This window comes from Picosynechococcus sp. PCC 7002, from assembly GCF_963860125.1.
Taxonomy (GTDB): Bacteria; Cyanobacteriota; Cyanobacteriia; order Cyanobacteriales; family MRBY01; genus MRBY01.
In genome coordinates this window covers 1,039,953-1,056,749 of sequence record NZ_CAWLFA010000001.1, presented here as the reverse complement: position 1 = coordinate 1,056,749, position 16,797 = coordinate 1,039,953, and the positions used below count along the sequence as shown (strand labels likewise).

12 protein-coding genes are annotated in these 16,797 nt (G+C 47.9%); 8 read left to right on the top strand and 4 right to left on the bottom strand.

Going from position 1 to position 16,797, the window contains the following annotated elements:
- Positions 1 to 175: 175 nt before the first annotated feature.
- The 4 genes from AACQ84_RS05170 (at position 176) to AACQ84_RS05160 (ending at position 8,217) form a co-directional block, all read left to right on the top strand.
- Positions 176 to 4,168 carry a magnesium chelatase subunit H gene (locus AACQ84_RS05170; protein ID WP_012306645.1) on the top strand — a complete coding sequence of 1,331 codons (3,993 nt, stop codon included), beginning with the start codon at positions 176 to 178 and terminating at the stop codon, positions 4,166 to 4,168.
- Between the two features lie 487 nt (positions 4,169 to 4,655).
- Positions 4,656 to 6,503, top strand: a complete 1,848-nt coding sequence (locus AACQ84_RS05165) for an argonaute PAZ domain-containing protein (protein WP_012306644.1) — start codon at positions 4,656 to 4,658, stop codon at positions 6,501 to 6,503.
- A 151-nt stretch (positions 6,504 to 6,654) separates the two neighbouring features.
- Complete coding sequence (locus tag AACQ84_RS16365; RefSeq protein ID WP_012306643.1) at positions 6,655 to 6,774, top strand: UPF0175 family protein; 120 nt, start codon at positions 6,655 to 6,657, stop codon at positions 6,772 to 6,774.
- 144 nt (positions 6,775 to 6,918) lie between these two features.
- Positions 6,919 to 8,217 (top strand): FHA domain-containing protein, encoded by a 1,299-nt coding sequence (locus AACQ84_RS05160; RefSeq protein ID WP_012306642.1) that lies wholly within the window; start codon positions 6,919 to 6,921, stop codon positions 8,215 to 8,217.
- Positions 8,218 to 8,229: 12 nt separating this feature from the next.
- On the opposite strand, the gene AACQ84_RS05155 is transcribed toward AACQ84_RS05160, so the two are convergent.
- Entirely contained in the window at positions 8,230 to 8,856 is a 627-nt protein-coding gene (locus tag AACQ84_RS05155; RefSeq protein ID WP_049761566.1) for a GerMN domain-containing protein, read from the bottom strand.
- A 34-nt stretch (positions 8,857 to 8,890) separates the two neighbouring features.
- Positions 8,891 to 12,031 carry an efflux RND transporter permease subunit gene (locus AACQ84_RS05150; protein ID WP_012306640.1) on the bottom strand — a complete coding sequence of 1,047 codons (3,141 nt, stop codon included), beginning with the start codon at positions 12,029 to 12,031 and terminating at the stop codon, positions 8,891 to 8,893.
- A 185-nt stretch (positions 12,032 to 12,216) separates the two neighbouring features.
- On the opposite strand from AACQ84_RS05150, the gene AACQ84_RS05145 reads away from it, so the two are divergent.
- The 3 genes from AACQ84_RS05145 to plsY all read left to right on the top strand — a co-directional run bounded on the left by AACQ84_RS05145 (position 12,217) and on the right by plsY (position 14,493).
- Entirely contained in the window at positions 12,217 to 12,621 is a 405-nt protein-coding gene (locus tag AACQ84_RS05145; RefSeq protein ID WP_012306639.1) for a DUF3119 family protein, read from the top strand.
- A gap of 62 nt (positions 12,622 to 12,683) precedes the next feature.
- Positions 12,684 to 13,808 (top strand): DUF3086 domain-containing protein, encoded by a 1,125-nt coding sequence (locus tag AACQ84_RS05140; protein ID WP_012306638.1) that lies wholly within the window; start codon positions 12,684 to 12,686, stop codon positions 13,806 to 13,808.
- 37 nt (positions 13,809 to 13,845) lie between these two features.
- The gene (gene plsY / locus AACQ84_RS05135) at positions 13,846 to 14,493 is read left to right on the top strand and encodes a glycerol-3-phosphate 1-O-acyltransferase PlsY (RefSeq protein ID WP_012306637.1); all 648 of its coding nucleotides are present in this window, start codon (positions 13,846 to 13,848) and stop codon (positions 14,491 to 14,493) included.
- A 359-nt stretch (positions 14,494 to 14,852) separates the two neighbouring features.
- On the opposite strand, the gene psaJ is transcribed toward plsY, so the two are convergent.
- Positions 14,853 to 14,966, bottom strand: coding sequence for a photosystem I reaction center subunit IX (gene psaJ, locus AACQ84_RS05130; RefSeq protein ID WP_012306636.1), 114 nt, complete (start codon positions 14,964 to 14,966; stop codon positions 14,853 to 14,855).
- Positions 14,967 to 15,009: 43 nt separating this feature from the next.
- On the bottom strand, positions 15,010 to 15,519 hold the full coding sequence (locus AACQ84_RS05125) for a photosystem I reaction center subunit III, PsaF (RefSeq protein ID WP_012306635.1): 510 nt from the start codon (positions 15,517 to 15,519) through the stop codon (positions 15,010 to 15,012).
- A 155-nt stretch (positions 15,520 to 15,674) separates the two neighbouring features.
- On the opposite strand from AACQ84_RS05125, the gene tsaD reads away from it, so the two are divergent.
- Complete coding sequence (gene tsaD, locus AACQ84_RS05120) at positions 15,675 to 16,742, top strand: tRNA (adenosine(37)-N6)-threonylcarbamoyltransferase complex transferase subunit TsaD (RefSeq protein WP_012306634.1); 1,068 nt, start codon at positions 15,675 to 15,677, stop codon at positions 16,740 to 16,742.
- Positions 16,743 to 16,797: the final 55 nt, after the last annotated feature.

Genomic DNA, 16,797 nt, shown 5'->3' with positions numbered 1-16,797 from the left:
ATGGCCAGCCTTTCCTAGGCCAACCAGCATTTTTTGCTAAAACTCTTTAAGTGCCTTCAGCTTGCTCACTATCAGAACAGCAGCTTCTGCTCCATATAATGTGATGATGAGCAGGAGAATAGTTATAAATTTTTAATATCCATCTACTTGTCCAAGTAAAGGAGACTCACCATTTATGTTCACTAACGTCAAGTCCGCCATTCGCCACATCAAACCAGATGACATCAATAATCGCACGTTAGTGAAGGTGGTCTATGTCGTGTTGGAGTCCCAGTACCAGAGTGCCCTCTCTGCTGCGGTAAAAGCGATTAACGCGAACCACCCAAAGATTGCGGTTGAAATTAGTGGTTATCTGATTGAAGAACTGCGTGACCCCGATAACTACGAAGAGTTCAAACGGGAAGTCGCCCAAGCCAACTTATTTATTGCCTCCTTGATCTTCATTGAAGACCTCGCCCAAAAGGTGGTTGAAGCTGTGACGCCCCACCGGGATAACCTTGATGCGGCGATTGTTTTCCCTTCCATGCCAGAAGTGATGCGCCTCAACAAAATGGGCACTTTTTCCATGGCACAGTTGGGACAATCCAAGAGTGCTATTGGCGAGTTTATGAAAAAGCGGAAGGAAAAATCCGGTGCTTCCTTCCAAGATGCCATGCTCAAGCTGCTCCGGACATTGCCGAAGGTTTTAAAATATTTGCCCGTTGAAAAAGCCCAGGATGCCCGCAACTTCATGCTGTCTTTCCAATATTGGTTGGGTGGTTCCCCCGATAACTTGGAAAACTTCCTGTTGATGATGACCGACAAGTACATCCTCAAGGGGGCTGAGAAGCTCGATAAAGCCGATTATGCCGAGCCGGTAGTCTATCCCGACATGGGCATTTGGCATCCCCTCGCCCCGAAAATGTTTGAAGACACAAAAGAATATCTCCAGTGGTACAACAGCCGCGATGATATTAGTGACGAACTGAAAGATCCCCTCGCCCCTTGTATTGGCCTCGTGCTGCAACGGACACACCTCGTCACCGGAGATGATGCCCACTACGTCGCCATGCTCCAGGAGTTGGAATATCGCGGCGCAAAGGTGATCCCCATCTTTGCGGGGGGTCTCGATTTCTCGAAGCCTGTGGATGAATTTTTCTGGGATAACACGGTCGCCGGGGTCGAAAAATTACCTCTGGTGGATACGGTGGTTTCCCTAACTGGTTTTGCCCTCGTGGGTGGCCCGGCACGTCAGGATCATCCCAAAGCCATTGATTCTCTCAAGCGGTTGAACCGTCCCTATATGGTGGCGCTGCCATTGGTCTTCCAAACCACAGAGGAGTGGGAAGAGAGTGATCTCGGTCTGCACCCGATCCAAGTGGCGCTCCAAATTGCGATTCCAGAACTGGATGGGGCAATTGAACCAATTATTCTTTCTGGTCGTGACGGGGCCACGGGTCGGGCGATTACGCTACAAGATCGCGTCGAGGCGATCGCCACCCGTGCTTTGAAATGGACAAACCTCCGGAAGAAGCCCAAGCTAGAGAAAAAACTCGCCATTACAATTTTTAGCTTCCCCCCCGACAAAGGCAATATCGGCACCGCCGCTTACCTCGATGTCTTTGGCTCGATCCATGAAGTAATGAAGGGTCTCCGGGACAACGGCTACGACATTCAAGATATCCCTGAAACCCCCAAAGAGCTGTTAGAGCTAATCATCCATGATGCCCAGGCGCAATATGCTTCCCCTGAGCTAAACATCGCCTATCGCATGGGTGTGCCGGAATATGAAGAACTGACCCCCTATTCCAAACGCCTGGAAGAAAATTGGGGTACGCCTCCCGGTGAACTCAACAGCGACGGTCAAAACCTGCTGATCTATGGGAAGCATTTCGGCAATCTGTTTATCGGTGTCCAGCCCACCTTTGGCTATGAAGGCGACCCGATGCGCCTCTTGTTCTCCCGTTCTGCCTCGCCTCACCATGGCTTTGCTGCCTACTACACTTACCTTGAGCGGGTTTGGGGCGCAGATGCGGTGCTGCACTTCGGTACCCATGGCTCCCTCGAATTTATGCCTGGTAAGCAAATGGGGATGTCTGGCGATTGCTATCCCGACAATTTGATCGGTAATATTCCCAACATCTACTACTACGCCGCCAATAACCCTTCGGAAGCGACGATCGCCAAACGCCGCAGTTATGCGAATACTATTTCCTACCTGACTCCCCCGGCAGAAAATGCGGGTTTATATAAGGGTCTCAAGGAACTTAGCGAGTTGATCGGCTCCTACCAAACCCTCAAGGATGGGGCGCGGGGCGTGCAGATTGTGAATACGATCATGGATCAAGCGCGGATCTGCAACCTCGATAAGGATATCGAGATTCCCGAAACAGATGCGGCCCAAATGTCCCAAGAAGAGCGGGACAACATGGTGGGTATTGTCTACCGGAAGCTGATGGAGATTGAATCTCGTCTGCTCCCCTGTGGTCTCCACGTTATCGGTAAGCCTCCCACCGCCGAAGAGGCGATCGCCACCTTAGTGAATATTGGGAGCCTCGACCGCGAAGAAGAGGGAATTTGGAGTCTACCGACGATCATCGCCAAGAGCATCGGGCGCAACATGGAAGAGATCTACCGTAACAGTGATCAAGGCATCCTCGAAGATGTGAACTTGCTTCAAGACATCACCGAAGCTTGCCGCGCCGCCGTCCGTGCCCTCGTGATGGAACAAGTGAACGCCGAAGGTCGCGTGTCCCTCGTGTCTAAGCTCAACTTCTTCAACATGGGCAAAAAAGCGCCTTGGGTAGAAGCCTTACACGAAGCAGGCTATACCAACGTCGATCAAGAATTGCTCAAACCTCTGTTTGATTACCTGGAGTTCTGCCTCGAACAGGTTTGTGCGGATAAAGAGCTGGGTGGACTGCTCAAAGCCCTCGAAGGCGAATATGTGCTCCCCGGCCCTGGTGGTGACCCAATCCGGAATCCCAACGTGTTGCCCACAGGTAAAAATATCCACGCCCTCGATCCCCAATCCATCCCAACCCTCGCCGCAGTGCAATCCGCAAAAGTTGTCGTCGATCGCCTAATCGAACGGCAAAAGCTCGATAACGGCGGCGAATATCCCGAAACCATCGCCTGTGTCCTCTGGGGAACCGACAACATCAAAACCTACGGCGAATCCCTCGCGCAAATCATGTGGATGGTCGGCGCAAGACCCGTTCCCGATGCCCTTGGCCGCGTCAACAAACTTGAACTGATTCCCCTCGAAGAACTCGGTCGTCCCCGCATCGATGTCGTGGTCAATTGTTCCGGCGTATTCCGTGACTTGTTCATCAACCAAATGAACCTCTTGGATCAAGCCGTCAAAATGGCAGCCGAAGCCAACGAACCCCTCGAAATGAACTATGTGCGGAAACATGCCCTAGAACAAGCTGAGGAAATGGGGATCAATATTCGCCAAGCCGCAACCCGCATCTTCTCCAACGCGTCTGGTTCCTATTCTTCTAACGTTAACCTCGCCGTTGAAAATAGTTCTTGGGAAGAGGAAAAAGAGCTTCAGGACATGTACCTGAACCGGAAATCCTTCGCCTTCAACTCCGACAATCCGGGGGTAATGGATGAAAACCGTAAGGTATTTGAATCTTCCCTCAAGAAAGCTGATGTCACCTTCCAAAACTTGGATTCTTCAGAAATCAGTTTGACCGACGTATCCCACTACTTCGACTCTGACCCGACTAAGGTTGTCGCCTCTCTCCGGGATGATGGCAAGAAACCCGCTGCCTACATTGCCGACACCACCACCGCCAACGCTCAAGTACGGACACTGTCTGAAACCGTGCGTTTAGATGCGCGGACAAAACTGCTTAATCCCAAGTGGTACGAGGGCATGCTCTCCCACGGTTATGAAGGGGTGCGCGAACTGTCTAAGCGCCTGGTGAATACGATGGGCTGGTCTGCGACGGCTGACGCGGTAGACAATTGGGTCTACGAAGATACCAATGAAACCTTCATCAAAGACGAGGAAATGTGTAAGCGTTTGATGGATTTGAATCCCAATTCCTTCCGTCGGATGGTCAGCACGTTACTCGAAGTCAATGGTCGGGGTTACTGGGAAACCAGCGATGAAAACCTTGAGCGTCTACAACAGCTTTACCAAGAGGTTGAAGACCGCATCGAAGGTATTGAGTAAGAATATTTAGTTTAAACGCACTTCAATAGTGTATTTTGAGTATAATGTTGAGGGTAAGCTTTTTGGCTTACTCTTTTTTATTGTAGTGATTGTATAAGTATGAATGATTCTAATCAGTTTCCTGTATTTGTGAATAGTTTCAGGATCAAAACACTGGAAGAAACTGAAAAAAATGTTTACTCATATCGCTACGAATTTAAAAAATCACCAGAACAGTCAAAAATTAGTCGATTAATAAATCGAATTGCATTTCAAACTAAAGTTTCTGCTGTAAGACATTTATGATAAGCTTGTCTCCTATTCTGAAATCAAGCAACAACACTTAGAAACTGATGAATATCATCTATTTCCACAAGAAGTAATTACGCTTAATATTTCTCAAGAAGATGATCGTATTACACTAGAAAAGCTTCAGAGAAAAATATTAAAAGATCGTCTATATAAACAATGTAAATATTATATTGAAAACAACTCAAGTCAAGGTGGTTTGATTTGTTGGCAAAAAACAGAAGCTGATATTAGAAGTGATGTATCTGGATGGGAAATTTATAGAGGGTTTAAACTTGATATTTTTGTTTCTTCTCAAGGAAATGTATTCTTAGAAGTAGACGAGCATTATAAATTGTTTAGTGCTTGGACACTAACTCAATGGCTAGAATGGTATCCTGATTTTTCAGCAAAAATACTAAGAAACACATATGACGGACGTACTTGGAAACTTCAGAAAATAACAAATGAAGATCCAAATAATATAGATTCCGGTACAGGTCAAACACTTGCCACATACCACAAAAATCATCAAAAGCCAGCTACAGATCAAGAAATCAATTCATCAAAAGTAATTTATGTAAAACCCTACAACAGCAAAAAAGAAGAGTCTTATCCACATTTGTCATCAAGAGTTAAACCATGTTTATTCCTCGATACCTTGTCTGAATTAGCATCACAAGGAGATCGAAAAGTCAAAGAGGTTTTTAATCTCATTAAACCATCTATTGAAGATAGATTCTCTAGAGCAACTGAAATTGCTAAACAATTAGCCGTCGAAATTTATAATATAGATGAAGAAATCTCTGATGATATTAAAGTCGTTCAAGTTCAAGCTCAACAATCCTCTCAAGATAAATCAATTTTACTTGCACATTCCTCAAAGAGAATTGATAAGGTTTTCAAAAGCCTCGACCAAGGATGCTTTCGAGTAGGAGAAATCAAATTTGGATGTATTAATTTATTAGATAAAAACCAAGATGGCTGGTCAAAGTTTATTTTGCAAAAGCTTCAAAAACTGGCCACAATACACAACATCAATATTGATGCCAATTTAGTTAAAGCAGCAGTTGACATTCCTGAAAAAGATTTTGAAATTGATCAATTTTGGGAATCATGGGTGGAACAGGATATTAAAACAATCCTTGTCATTTCTGAATGGTTAGATAATAAATACAAAACTAAACTAACTAGAGATGCTTTAGAACATGGAATTACCCTTCAGTTTATGCTGCCATTGAAGGAAAATGTTCGACGTATAGAAAGTAATAAAGGGGTTGAATCTAAAATTACTTGTTTTACCTCAGATCAATACCGTGCCAATAATATACTTCTTGGATTACTTGCAAAAGCCGGATGGCAAGCTGTTGGCTTACCTCTGTTAAATAATGAATATGCTGCTGATTTAGTAATCGGTTTTGATGCAGGTAGAAATGAAACATTATCCTATGGAACTAGCTCATTTGCTGTATTGGCAGATGGTCAAATTTTAGGTTGGGAACTTCCAGAAGCACAAAAAGGAGAGATTTTAGATCCTGATCATGTTAGGCGAACAGTCAGAAGAATCATTAGTCAATTTCAAAAAATGAATGGTAAACAATCTCCCAAACGTATATTGCTGATGCGAGATGGATTGATTCAACAACAAGAATTTTCATTGATTACGGAAGCATTAGAAGAAGGAGAGATTAAATATGACTTGATTAGTGTAAGAAAAAGTGGAGCAGGAAGAATTGGTAGACGAAATTCTGATGGAACTTATGTAGATGCTCCAAAAGGAACAGTTATTTTTTCTGGTAATGATAAATTTAAGATTGTCACATCTGAGGCAAAAGCTGGTGGTAGTGCTAGACCTTTATTTGTTGTTCGTGAACAAGGTGATACTCCAATTGAAATTATCGCAGAACAATTTTATCGATTGACACAGCTACATCCTGTTAGCGGTTCTTTTACAAGCCGTTTACCGATGCCATTGAATTATGCAGATAAATTAGCCAAAAAAATTCAGTCTTTAGGATCTGTGGGGATTTTACAAAATCTTGATCGCAAGAAACTATTTTTTGTTTAGAAAGAGGAATGTTTGTATATGTCTTTAGCTTTAACGATTTACTATTCAGAACATTTCCCTGATACTGTCGGCAAAACTCAACGGAAATTTGAAGAGGCAGTAAAATAGGCAATGGCAGTAAAATTATTTGAACAAAAACGAATTTCTTCAGATGGCGGCAATTCTGATTAGTGTAGATCGAGTCACGTTTTTGACGCGATTACAAGAATATAATGTACCGATGATCGACCTGACAGAAGATAAAATTTCATCGGATTTAGCCAATGCATAAAAAATAAATCGCCGAAAAATTATTACTGGAATGAGAGACGGGCGATCGCCTTAATAATCTTTTATTCACGACTGTGAACCGTCGCCAAATAGGGTGCTACGATGGGCAACAAAACCCTCTGCCATCCTGGAGAAGCTGAGCGTCATGGCCAAATCCATTGTCACCCTTGTTGATAATCTGCCGGAAAACAACATCACCACAAAAGTTTTGACGGCTCTCGATACCCTATTTCCAGGGGAATGGATAAATTTTCGGGGATTTGACGACGCGATCCGCCAAATTACCCAAGAGACCAATCCAGAGGTATTGCAACGAATTCGAGACAAGGCGATCGCCTTCTACGATGACCCAAAAAACGGTTACCAGAGTGCAGTTTTTCTGTACCAAACCGTCGATAGAGCTGATGCTGCCCTGGGAACTGCCGCCCTCGCCGACAAAATTGGTGAAAAAATCGGTCTTTTGGGCTTTCTCAGTAAGCTGACCCCCAAGGCCGACACCAGCCAAACCATCGATCTCGTGCTGAAAATTTCCGTCGAGGCGATCGCCTACTGCAAACTAAACGGTCTCCCCCAGGCAAACCCCCAGGTTCTCGCCCAGGCCCTCCAAGAAAACTATCGGGGTGCCGCCCTGGTGCGCATGGGAACCCTCGTTTGTGTTGATGGCCTTTTACCCCTGGGGCCGGATTTCCTCGAAAAAGTCCACAGCATCATTGGCCAGGTCGATCAAACCGAAGTGCAAAATAATAGCGGTTATACGGTACTTGGTTCGGCTCTGCCAGGGGAAGATACCGCTTCCAAGCTGGGCTTTTTAAGCGAAAATTTCGAGGCTGTGCGGGGCTGGATGCAAAACTGGATCGCGAAAACCGGTGTGTCCCGTAGCTCTGTATTTAGTCAGTTGGGGCGATTTATTGAATTTGCCGACGACAATCTCGATTTAGTGGCTGCTTTTTTGGATCAAACCACCAATTACTTTACCCATACCGGCATTCAAACGGTGGCGACCCACCTGATTAAACGGGCTTACCAGGACGTACAAACAGAGATGGATTTACTCCCTGGGACGGTCGCACCACCAGAGCCAGTCCCCACAGATGCTGGGGCGACGACTCTACAGTTACCCCAACCGCAATTTCGCCATGTACAAACGGATACGGTGCTGGCGATCCCCAAAGTTTCCATTGTCCACATTGGCAAACCGAATCCCCAATATCCGCCAGAAGTTGATTTATCGCCGTTGCCCAATAGCGATGTTGTTTCCCGGCTCCACGCAAATTTGTGGAGTGATAATGGTTTTGAGTATTACATCCTAGATGTGGGGAGTTCCAACGGCACTTACCTCAATGGCGTTTTGTTGGAACCTAAGGAAAAACATCTGCTGCAAAACGGCGATCGCCTCGATTTTGGCCGGGGCGAAAAGGTCAGCCTCATCTTTGAAATGGGCTAATTCAGAGGCTAATTAAAGATCAAAGTCTGTTGTGAAACTGTCGCGGGTCATGGGCTGGGCAATTTCTAGCCCCTCACCCCCCAGCACTTCCAGGGGTTCCCCTTCGATTTGGAACCACACTGCGGCGGTGGGATCAAGGCTGGTAGCTGTGTAGAGCACCTGGGCAACGCGACCAATCATCGAGGCACTGCCACCGCCAAACTGAAATTCTTCGGACAGATTCACCACGATACCATCCCCTTGGATAATCAGGCTTAACAGTTCGGTACCGGGGGGAATTGTGCTACTGAGGCCATCCTCTGGGGTTTCTGTGAGTAATTGGGTAAAGAGGCTTTCGAGTTGGCCTGTGGGGGTTTCTGCGGTGGGGGTCACTTCGACGGGAGCCAAAGCCAGGCGATCGCCTTCATCTTTGAGCCAATACACCGTCGGTTGAGGCGTCGTTTCCCCGGGATTTGAATCTGGATTATTGTCAGTGGGATCTTCACCATCTGGGGGCGGATTATTGTTATCCACCGGGGGCTGTTCATTTACCACCGGGGGCAGATTGTTGCCATTGGGCACCTCACCACAAGCGGTCGTGAAGGCGATCGCCAAAGCCACCGTACCCAACCCTTGCCAAACGCGTCTTGTCCAGATCATCTGTTTTACCATTGCAAACTTACAGAGCAAAATCCTATACCTCATCCTTTGACAGTCGGTGACCCAATAAAGATTCACTCAGGTAAGTCACCAAAATATACAAAATCGGCACCACAAACAAACTCAACAAAGTCGCCACTAGCATTCCCCCAAAGACCGTCGTCCCCAAAGACTGACGACTGGCGGCCCCGGCCCCCGTTGCCAATGTTAAGGGAAAGATCCCCGATAACGTCGAGATCGCTGTCATCAAAATTGGTCGGAGTCGCTCCCGGGCTGCCTCAATAGCGGCTTTGGTAATCGATAGCCCTTCGCCACGCAAATGGTTTGCAAATTCCACAATCAAGATCGCGTTTTTACTAGCCAAACCAATCAACATCACCAGACCTACCTGGCAATACACATCGTTGGGGAATCCCCTAAGCACCAATGCCGTCAAAGCACCACAGATTGCTAACGGTACCGAAAGCAAAATAATCGCCGGATCCAAAAAATTTTCGTATTGCGCGGCTAGAACTAAGAAGACAAAGACCAGCCCCAAACCAAAGATAATCGGTGCTTGGCCGCCAGACTCAATTTCCTCTAGGGCTGTACCCGCCCACTCATAACCAAAACTGCGGGGTAACGTTTGCTGGGCGATGCGTTCCATCGTTTGTAAAGCTTCACCAGAACTGACCCCCGGAGCCGCAGAACCATTAATTTCAATGGAACGCAACAGATTGTAGTGGTTAATGGTTTGCGCCCCAGATCCGGGTGTGACGGTGAATAACTGCCCCAGGGAAACCATTTCGCCCGTGTCGGAACGGGTATAAACCTGACCAATATCCGCTGGATTATCCCGAAATAAGCCATCCATCTGAACATAGACCCGATAATTATCCTGACCCAAATCAAAGTCATTGACATAGGTAGACCCAAAGGCCGTTTGTAATGTGCCATAGACCTGGGCAATATTGATATTTTTCGCCTTTGCAAAATCCCGTTTAATCTCAAGGTCATACTTGGGATTATTGGCGGCATAGGTACTAAACACCCCTTGGAGGGCGGGATCTTGGTTCGCAGCGCCTAGCAGTTGTCCCATGGCTCCCACCAAATCCTGGATGGCAGCGCGTCCACTGCGGTCTTGGAGTTGGAACTGGAAACCACCAAAGTTACTGAGACCCTGAATCGGCGGCGGATTCACAGGAAAGACGCGGGCTTCAGTAATTTGCGCAAAGGTCGGAAATAGGCGACCGATGATCCCTTGGGCTGTTTGTTCGGGTCGAGTCCGCTCTGACCAAGGTTTCAGGGGACAAAAAATAACACCAGAATTGGCTTGACTACCGCCTCCAAAACTAAAGCCACTAATGGCAAAGGTGCCGTCAATTTCGGGGATTTTGAGGAGTTCTGCTTCGACCTGCGCCATCACAGCATCGGTGAACTGCATTGAAACCCCCTGGGGAGCCTGGACAAGGGTGATGATGTAGCCCTGGTCTTCTTCGGGCACAAAGGCGCCGGGGACAATTTGGTAAAGCCAAGCGGTTATCACCAGCAGGACAGTAAAAAGACTCACCACGACATATTCCATGCGGGTCAGTTGGAAAAGAATTTTTTGGTAGCGGCGACGGAGCCAATTTTGAAAGCGATTGAATTGGTTAAAGACTTTTCCCAAAGCACTGGTGGGTTCGGGGCGATCGCGCAACAAAACCCCAGCGAGGGAAGGTGTTAAGCTCAGGGCGATAAAGGTTGAAATCGCGATGGAGAAGGCAATGGTGAGGGCAAACTGCTGATACAAAGCCCCCGTCGTCCCTGGGAAAAAAGCCACCGGAATAAACACAGCCATCAGCACCAAGGAGGTGGCAATAACGGCCCCGGTCAACTCTTGCATCGCGGCGATCGCCGCCTGTTTTGGGGCCATGCCTTTCTCGTGGATGAGCCGGGCAATGTCTTCGACGACCACAATCGCATCATCGACCACTAGACCTGTCGCAAGGGTCAAACCAAAGAGGGTCAGACTGTTAATCGAAAAATTGAAGAGTTTAATGAAAATAAACGTCCCAATCAAGGCAATGGGAATCGTCAAGGTCGGCACGAGGGTTGTGCGCCAATCTTGGAGAAAAAGGAAAATCACAAAAATCACTAAGGCGATCGCCGTGATGAGGGTGATCACCACTTCCCGCATCGATGCCGCCACATAATCGGTCGTATTAAAAGCAATCCGATAATCCAACCCAGGCGGAAACTGTTCCGAAAGGACTTCCATCTCCGCAATGACGCGATTTGCCACATCCAGGGCATTGCTCCCCGGCCGCTGGAAGATCCCAATCCCGACAGCCTGGTTTCCCCGGTAGCGGACAGTGGTGTTGTAGCTCTCCGCTCCCAGCTCAACGCGGCCCACATCCCGCAGTTTAATAATCTGACCCTGCTCATCAACCTTGAGAACCAGTTCTTCAAACTCTGACACTGTTCCCAGGCGTCCCCCTTGAATTTCTAAGTCAAACTGATACTGTTGTCCGGCAGGGGCAGGGGATTGGCCCAACTGTCCAGCCCCCACCAGGCGATTTTGTTCTTGAATTGCGGCGACTACGTCCTGGGGGATGAGGCGACGGGCCGCCAGACGATTGGGATCAAGCCAGACCCGCATCGCATAGCGACGCTCCCCAAAAATTTGGACATTACCGACCCCCTCTAGTTTGCGGAGGGCATCGAGCAGATAATTATCAGCATAGTTACTGAGAAAGACATCGTCATATTCGCCCGCCTCGGAATACAAACCGACCCCAAGGACAATGTTATTGCTGCTTTTCGCGACTCGGACTCCGTTTCGCTGAACTTCTGCGGGCAGTTGTGAGGTGACGGCGGCAAGTCGGTTTTGGATATCGACGGCGGCAAGATCTTCATTACGACTCGCATCAAAGGTGGCCACAATGGTGCTCAGACCGTCGTTACTACTGGTGGAGGACAGATATCTGAGACCTTCGATCCCGTTGAGTTCTGCTTCAAGGATATTAGTAACGGTTTGCTCTACCACTTCAGCACTGGCCCCGGTGTAGCTGGCGGTGATGCTGATTTGGGTGGGACTAATTTGGGGAAACTGGGCAACCGGGAGGCTGGGAATCGTAATGAGACCGACCAGTAAAATGATCACACCACAAACCAGGGCAAAAATAGGCTTCTTGATGAAGAGCTTAGAAAACATTGGGAGAATCTGAGAAAAGCATCTCCCTATCGTAAGAGTTTTTTTCCAGAAAGGCCGGTAATTTTCTGGGTTTCGCGTCAAATTCTTTGTTTTTGTACTTCAAATCAGAAAATCTTTAATGGGGAAAGGCTTGGCGTTAAAATTGGAATTTACCCCTGCTCACCCTAAAACCCCCACAGCAAGCAATGACTTCTGCTTCTCCGTCCCCTCAGCTCAGCGATCAACTGCCGCCAACGGTGGAATTACGGCCTAGCTATAATATTCCCCTGGTGCTGATTATTAGTGGGATTCCCCTGGCCCTCTGGCAAATTTGGGTGGGGGCGATCGCCTCGTTATTTGGCCTATTTTTACTGTTTCAAGCAGTAATCCTGCGACTAGAATTCACCGCCACGGATTTAGATGTTTATCGCAGCGGCGATCGCATTCGGCGTTTCCCCTATCGCGAATGGCAAAATTGGCGCATCTTTTGGACAAGGGTTCCCATCCTGTTTTACTTTAAAGAAATCAATAGCATTCATTTTTTACCGATTATTTTTGACCCCCGCACCCTCCAGCAGGTTCTCGAAGCGCGCTGCCCCCGCCAAGACTAACACCCTTCATTAATGACGCTTTCCCCTGCGTTGTCACCCGTTGCCCCTAAGGACAAACTTTTATGAGTTCAGACCCCCAACAAGACCGACCCAAATTAGATCTGCAACCCACTCCCAAAGAACCATTAAATTTGCCCTCTGAAGCGAGTGGTACCGAGCCTGATGCCAGTGCTTCAACTCCTGCGCCTGACCAGACCCCAGAGACCACGACAGACAGCACGGACTTAGAAAAATTACAGGCAGAGAAAGCAGCGCTTCTGGCAGAGATTGCCGAACTTAAGGCAGAAAAAGAGGCTCTTTTACAAACGGAAACGGGAGATCTCCAAGTTCAACTGGAACGGTTGATGGCCACAGGACTCCAAACCCTCGAAGACAGACAGGCAAGCCTGCAAAAATCTGTTGCCCAATTGGAGCGACGCCGGGACAAAATCCGTGAGGAAATGCGCACCACCTTTGCGGGTACGTCCCAAGAAATTGCCGTGCGGGTGCAAGGGTTTAAGGACTATCTCATCGGGAGCTTGCAGGATTTGGCGATCGCCGCCGAGCAGTTAGACTTACCCAGCTTTGATCAAGATTGGTCTGCGGCACCGTCACCAGTACCAACCCCGGAGCCTCCTCCTCAAAAATTAACTCCACCCCAGTTTTCGGAGCAAAGTTTTGCAGCTAAGGCGCGTCGAATCCAGGAAATGCTGGATCAATACCGGATGTCGCCGGACTACTATGGCCCCCCTTGGCAACTGCGTCGCACCTTTGAGCCGATCCATAGCGAACGGGTGAAGAAATGGTTCTTTGACCAAGGCGGACGGGGCGCGATCCGAAGCATGGGTAGCCGTCTGCAAAATATTCTTGTGGCTTCGGCCAGTTTATCGGTGCTCTACAGTCTCTATGGCGATCGCCTCCGGGCCTTGATTTTGGCTAATACCCCAGAACGACTCGGCGAATGGCGGCGGGGCTTACAGGACTGTTTAGGCATCTCCCGCAGTGACTTCGGGCCAAACTCTGGGGTCATTTTATTTGAAAGTCCCGATGCCCTCGTCCAAAAGGCGGATCGACTCGTAGAAGATGATAGACTACCGCTAATCATTATTGATGAGGCTGAGGACAATATTAATCTGTCGTTGCTGCAATACCCGTTGTGGCTTGCATTTGCGCCGGAACCCCAGTCCGATTCTTCTTACTTTTTCTAAGTTTTCGCACGTGTTTTCTGCATCGGAGTAATGGGTTATGAATCTTTCGTTGGCGATCGCCCCCTTTTGCATCGGAGTAGCCTATTTATTGGGCGCTATTCCCACGGGCTACCTAGCTGGCAAGTGGCTCAAGGGAATTGATATCCGCGATTATGGTTCCCGTTCCACAGGGGCGACCAACGTCCTCAGAACCCTCGGTAAAAAAGCGGGGATCACGGTGTTGCTCTTCGATGCGCTCAAGGGCGTTGCGGCGATCTTATTTTTTAAGCTGCTTTATACCCACCCCGAATGGATCGCTTTTCCTGCCAACTATGACCAATACTGGCTCACCATGGCCGTGGCGATCGCCGCTGTCTTGGGCCACAGCAAATCGATTTTCATCGGCTTTAACGGCGGCAAATCCGTTGCTACCAGCATCGGCGTCCTTTTGATTATGGCTCCTTGGGTGGCCCTGGGCACCATCGTCACCTTTGCAGCGGCAATTACTTTAACCCAAATCGTTTCCCTGAGTTCAATCAGTGGGGCGATCGCCGTGATGCTTTTGATGATTGTTTTACAGCAGCCCCTCCCCTACATTCTCTTTGGGGCGATCGCTGGTATTTATGTCATTGTGCGCCATCGCAGTAATATCCAAAGAATCATCGCTGGTACCGAACCTAAAATTGGCGCAAAGGCAACAAACTAAACTTTAAAATTAGTGCTCAACAGATAAAGTTTCTCCTTGAAAATAGGGAGAAGATTTTCTGTACTTTTGATTAATTTATCCGGCCTGATTTACTTGGAAACTCTTCATTTCATAGTTAAAATTATCGATGATTTTCCAGTTTTTTAAGTCTTTATTTACGAGCATCATATTTTCACAAAGTAGCCAAAATGACGGCTTTCTTCTAATTCGATTCGGGTCAATTTCCTTGATTGCCTTTCTGCCGCTACAAAGTCAAAAAAAATCAAGTCGAACCAATTAAAAAAGCACTGAGACTATTCCCAGTGCTGTTGTTTTATTAGATTATTAAAACCAAAATCCCAGTGATGTTTTATTTGAACCTACGGGTGGAATAAAAGATCAGGGAAGAAACGGTTGAACTCAATTAATAGTCCGGCCGTAAAAACCATCATTGCGGTCAACAACACCGGCGCAGAAGATAAGAACTTATCCATTTATTTACTCCAAAAAGAATGATAAATACTTAAAAATGAAAACCTAGCGAGGAGAGATGGGGACATCCGCATCCTTCACGACTAGCTCACCGGAAGTAAATTCTTTCAGAGCAGCCAAAGGCCAAGCAAAACCAGCCAACATCAAACTAAACGCCCGGGGGACATTGATGATGACTTCTTGCATTGCCGCATCTTTTTCATCACGGACTGCGATCAGATAAGCGCGACCAGCCCAGCCGATCCAACCAGCAATGTAGAGAAAGAGAAGACTTGGAATTAAAAATTCACCGGCATGATCAAGACGGCCGTCCACGATAAGGTGGGGCAAACCTTCGGGGCCACAGAGGGCTTCAGAGTAAGCAGCGGCACGGTTTTGACCGGAGTTCGGGTCTGCGGTGGTGTTGCGGAAGTTCTTTGCTCTTTGTTTATAAGCGGCGGACTCACTACAGGGGGTTAAGTGAGACAAAGAATCTGCTTTCACGGGGGAAGCAAAACCCAGCCACAAAGTTAAAGAGAGAGCAAAGGCGCAAACAACAGCTACGAAACGTTGCATAAGTTTGTTTCCTTTTGTTACAAAATAATTAAGTTTTTTGTACAAAAGATACGCCAATCCATTTGTACTTTGGAAGCAATATTACTGTGACCAGCGTATCGAGTAAAGGCAAAAAAGGTTAAAGTTGTTAACTTAAATCTAAGTTATACCGATATATGAGCATTGTTTTAGCAATCGAAACAAGTTGTGATGAAACTGCCGTTGCAATTGTTAATAATCGTAAAGTTCTTGGCAATGTGGTTGCTTCACAAATCGACATTCATCGGGAATTTGGCGGCGTTGTGCCAGAGGTGGCATCGCGGCACCATTTAGAAAGTATCAATGCTTGTATTGACACGGCCTTTGAGCAGTCGGGGTTGAGCTGGTCTGAAATTGAGGCGATCGCCACGACCTGTGCGCCGGGCTTAGTGGGGGCTTTGTTGTTGGGAGCGGCCGCCGGAAAAACTCTAGCGATGATTCATAACAAGCCTTTTATTGGCGTTCATCACCTAGAGGGACACATTTATGCCAGCTATCTCAGCCAACCGGAGCTAGAACCGCCCTTTCTCTGCCTCTTAGTTTCTGGGGGGCACACGAGCTTCATTGAGGTGCGCGGTTGTGGGGAATATAAACTGTTGGGGGAAACCCGTGATGATGCGGCTGGAGAAGCCTTTGATAAGGTGGCGCGGCTGTTGAGGGTGGGTTATCCGGGGGGGCCAGTGATTGATCGCCTGGCCAAAACAGGTGATCCCCAGGCCTTTAAGTTGCCAGAGGGGAGAATTTCCTTACCTGGCGGGGGTTACCATCCCTACGATTGCAGTTTTAGTGGTCTAAAAACGGCGGTGCTGCGTTTGGTGCAGCAATTTGAAACCCAGGGGAAAGCCGTGCCTGTAGCAGATATTGCGGCCAGTTTTCAATACACCGTTGCCCAGGCTTTGACGAAACGGGCAGTACGGTGTGCGGGCGATCGCCAACTGCAAACCATTGTGGTCGGTGGTGGTGTGGCAGCAAACAGTGGTTTACGGCAGATTTTGACTGCAGCGGCAGCGGAAGCAGGGATTCAGGTTTATTTCCCGCCCCTCAAGTTCTGTACGGATAATGCGGCGATGATTGCCTGTGCGGCGGCGGAACATTTCCAGAAAGGCGATCGCTCCCGGCTAGATTTGCCCGTGGCCTCCCGGTTACCGATTACCCAGGTGCAAACCCTATACACCCCTTTAGTTCCCCTCAAGGGGAAATCTTAAGCTGCGCCACCTCCCTTAAGGGACATACACCCTCTGGCCTATCGGCCACCTCCCT

Bases quoted from the DNA above. Each gene is read 5' to 3' on its own strand.
- AACQ84_RS05125 (WP_012306635.1), bottom strand. From the start codon at position 15,519: ATGCAACGTTTCGTAGCTGTTGTTTGCGCCTTTGCTCTCTCTTTAACT.
- AACQ84_RS05145 (WP_012306639.1), top strand. From the start codon at position 12,217: ATGACTTCTGCTTCTCCGTCCCCTCAGCTCAGCGATCAACTGCCGCCA.
- plsY (WP_012306637.1), top strand. From the start codon at position 13,846: ATGAATCTTTCGTTGGCGATCGCCCCCTTTTGCATCGGAGTAGCCTAT.
- AACQ84_RS16365 (WP_012306643.1), top strand. From the start codon at position 6,655: ATGGCGGCAATTCTGATTAGTGTAGATCGAGTCACGTTTTTGACGCGA.
- AACQ84_RS05170 (WP_012306645.1), top strand. From the start codon at position 176: ATGTTCACTAACGTCAAGTCCGCCATTCGCCACATCAAACCAGATGAC.
- AACQ84_RS05150 (WP_012306640.1), bottom strand. From the start codon at position 12,031: ATGTTTTCTAAGCTCTTCATCAAGAAGCCTATTTTTGCCCTGGTTTGT.
- psaJ (WP_012306636.1), bottom strand. From the start codon at position 14,966: ATGGATAAGTTCTTATCTTCTGCGCCGGTGTTGTTGACCGCAATGATG.
- tsaD (WP_012306634.1), top strand. From the start codon at position 15,675: ATGAGCATTGTTTTAGCAATCGAAACAAGTTGTGATGAAACTGCCGTT.
- AACQ84_RS05160 (WP_012306642.1), top strand. From the start codon at position 6,919: ATGGCCAAATCCATTGTCACCCTTGTTGATAATCTGCCGGAAAACAAC.
- AACQ84_RS05155 (WP_049761566.1), bottom strand. From the start codon at position 8,856: ATGATCTGGACAAGACGCGTTTGGCAAGGGTTGGGTACGGTGGCTTTG.
- AACQ84_RS05140 (WP_012306638.1), top strand. From the start codon at position 12,684: ATGAGTTCAGACCCCCAACAAGACCGACCCAAATTAGATCTGCAACCC.